The sequence below is a fragment of the Cecembia lonarensis LW9 genome (assembly GCF_000298295.1).
Lineage (GTDB): Bacteria > Bacteroidota > Bacteroidia > Cytophagales > Cyclobacteriaceae > Cecembia > Cecembia lonarensis.
The window spans coordinates 1-1,231 of sequence record NZ_AMGM01000197.1; the positions used below are offsets into that span (position 1 = coordinate 1).

Annotated in this window: 1 rRNA gene; it reads left to right on the top strand. The window is 44.9% G+C overall.

Going from position 1 to position 1,231, the window contains the following annotated elements:
• The first annotated feature begins 123 nt into the window (after positions 1 to 123).
• A 5S ribosomal RNA gene (gene rrf / locus B879_RS20805) occupies positions 124 to 235 on the top strand.
• Positions 236 to 1,231 lie beyond the last annotated feature (996 nt).

A 1,231-nucleotide genomic window follows, 5' to 3' on the forward strand; every position in this document is an offset into this window, starting at 1 on the left:
AGGAGAACCAAGAGTCAAGAACCAAGAATCAAGACCGGGTTACTCAAGAGAACAGAAGAAATTAAGAGATTGAAGAGAGAGCTGTCTAAGAGTCTAAACTCTCGCTTCCAAAAGTCTCAAAGATTAGGCGGCCTAGCGCAGGGGTCCCACCTCTTCCCATCCCGAACAGAGAAGTTAAGCCCTGCAGCGCCGATGGTACTGGGGTTACACCCGGGAGAGTAGGTCGCCGCCACATTATTATAAAAGCCGGTAGAGATACCGGCTTTTGGCGTTTATAGGGGGAGAAGCGAGACTCTAGACACAAGACACAAGACTCAAGATACAAGACACAAGACTCAAGATACAAGACACAAGACACAAGAAATAAGACTTAGGTCGTCATACTTTTCTGATTCCGGACGCAGAAAGCGTCCAATACCGTAGGTTATTTGCCCCGGGTTGCCACCCGGGGTTGAGAGGTAATTTTGATATTCGGGAATCTCGACTCCGGGGGAGTCGAATTCTAAAGAAAAAAATAAAATAAGTGTCAAGTAAAATCAGGACGTGACACTCCGCCACATTATTATAAAAGCCGGTAGAGATACCGACTTTTGGCGTTTATAGGTGGAGAAGCGAGACTCTAGACACAAGATTCAAGACTCAAGACATAAGAAATAAGACTTAGGTCGCCGTACTTTTCTGATTCGGGACGCAGAAAGCGTCCAATACCGTAGGTTATTTGCCCAGGGTTGCCACCCGGGTATGGTTATTAAATATCTTCACGACCCTCCCAACTCCGAAAGGAGTTGAATTAGAAAGTCGGATTTCGGAGGACCGAACATTGAAAAATGATTCTGTGATCCCCACAGCTATCGGGATTTAGTGAGGGGCAGGGATGCAGGGCAAGTATCAATTCAGGTTTCTTTTCATCTATTTTGTTTCCTTTTGTTTGGACAGGTTATGGTTCAAAAATATACTACTTGTGTGGGTGCAATTTGTCAAGTGGAGCTGGAAGCTCGATAATCAGGGTCCGAAGTTCGGATACTTCGGACAACCGAGCCGTATTCACAGACTTGTCCGAATCCAGAAGCTGATTCTGGATTCCGTTGCCTGTTGTTCCTTTTGTCACTTTTGTGGTTCAATTAAATTCTTTGACTGGGAGGAGATATATTTTTAAACACAAAAGTCCACAAAAGCCTGTTAGAAGCGGGACACAAGAAGCAAGAATTAAGATGAAGTGGGATTTCGGAGG